This is a genomic window from Streptomyces sp. NRRL S-495 (assembly GCF_000966955.1).
GTDB classification, from domain to species: Bacteria; Actinomycetota; Actinomycetes; order Streptomycetales; family Streptomycetaceae; genus Kitasatospora; species Kitasatospora purpeofusca.
On sequence record NZ_JZWY01000439.1, the window covers coordinates 1 to 1,659 of the forward strand.

Annotated in this window: 1 protein-coding gene and 1 pseudogene; one reads left to right on the forward strand and one right to left on the reverse strand. The window is 76.4% G+C overall.

The genetic code is table 11. The features are described 5' to 3' along the window. Nucleotides 1–247 (reverse strand): annotated as a pseudogene (locus VR45_RS23010) (hypothetical protein); the annotation flags it as partial. Nucleotides 248–630: 383 nt separating this feature from the next. Here VR45_RS23010 and VR45_RS23015 point away from each other — a divergent pair. Next, nucleotides 631–1,659: methylmalonyl-CoA mutase family protein (locus tag VR45_RS23015; protein ID WP_045941715.1), on the forward strand; the 1,029-nt coding region annotated here is incomplete at its 3' end.

Consider the following 1,659-nt stretch of genomic DNA (forward strand, 5'->3'; position numbering starts at 1 on the left):
CCTTCTCCTGGATCCGGCCCGCCTCGCCCTGGAGCTTCTGCTGCTTCTCCTGGAAGCCGTTGTAGCGCTCGATCGACTGCTCGGCCTCCTCGTTGAGCCGGTCGACCTCCTCCTTCACGGCGGCGAGGCCCGGTGCCGGCTCGGCCTGGGCGGGTCCTGCGGTGAGCACGACGCCACCGGCCATCGCGGTCGTGAGGACCGCCAGACGGGCCCGGCCGGGCGGGCTGGGCTTGCGGCGCTTTCCCATGGTGGCGGTCTCCTGGCGGCGAGAAGGGGTGAGGATCGGACCGAAAGGACCGAACGGGGCGAACGGGGCGAACGGACTGAACGGACCCAGCGGGGCGAACTCGGGCGGGTGAACGGGCAGGCCGGCGCGCCGGGGGTGCGACGCCCTCCACCCACGTTCTACCAAGTAACTTAGTAGATGACCGCCGGGCTTGCGCAAGCCGCCCGCACACAGCCCCCGACCCGCCCACATGCCGCCCGCTCACCACCCGGCCCGCACCGCCTCCCGCACCCCCCCTCGCGCGCGCCCGGCGGCACCGGTAGTGCAACAGAGTGCACAGAGAGGGCAAGGTCACACCCTTCGCCTCTCCTGCGCCCCCGCGCACGGGCGCTAACCTGCGGGGCATGACGGTCCCGCCCGAAGGGCTTCCCCTGGCCGCCGAGTTCCCGGCCGCCCACCGCGAGCAGGGGCAGACCCTCGTCGAGGGTGTGCTCCGCAAGGCGGGGGCGCAGCCCGAGGACGGCGCCGCGGCCGAGCACGCGCTCGGTACCGCGCTCCAGGACGGGCTGCGCGCCCGCCCGCTGTACACCGCCGAGGACGCCCCGGCCGACCCCGGACTCCCCGGCTTCCCGCCGTTCGTGCGCGGCGCCCGGCCGCAGGGCGCCTCGGTCTCGGGCTGGGACGTTCGCCAGCGGCACAGCGACCCCGATCCGCGCCGCACCAACCAGGCCGCGCTGGCCGACCTGGAGCACGGCGGCGGTTCGCTCTGGCTGGAGCTCGGCGGGACGGGGCTGCCGGTCACCGCGCTGGGCGAGGCGCTCACCGGCGTCTACCTCGACCTGGCCGGCGTGGTCCTCGACGCGGGGGCCGAGTTCCCCGCCGCCGCCGAGCAGTTGTTCGCGCTGTACCGGGAGCGCGAGGTCTCCCCCGGCTCCGCCGTCGCCACCCTGGGCGCCGACCCGCTCGGCCTCCAGGCCCGCACCGGCGACGCCGCGCGCACCGACGCCCTGCTCGCCGAGGCCGCCGCGCTCGCCACCCGCTGCGCCGAGGGCTTCCCCGGCATCCGCGCGCTGGCCGTCGACGCCCTGCCGTACCACGGGGCCGGCGCCTCGCCCGCCCAGGAGCTGGGCGCCTCGGTGGCCACCGGCGTCGCCTACCTGCGCACGCTCACCGCCGCCGGCCTCTCCGTGGACGCCGCGCTCGGCCAGCTGGAGTTCCGCTACGCGGCGGACGCCGACCAGTTCCTGACGATCGCCAAGCTCCGCGCCGCGCGCCGGCTCTGGGCCCGGGTGGCCGAAGCCTCCGGCGCCACCCCGGCCGCCTCGGCGCAGCGCCAGCACGCCGTCACCTCCGACGTGATGATGACCGCCCGCGACCCGTGGGTGAACATGCTCCGCACCACCATCGCCTGCCTGGCCGCCGGTGTCGGCGGG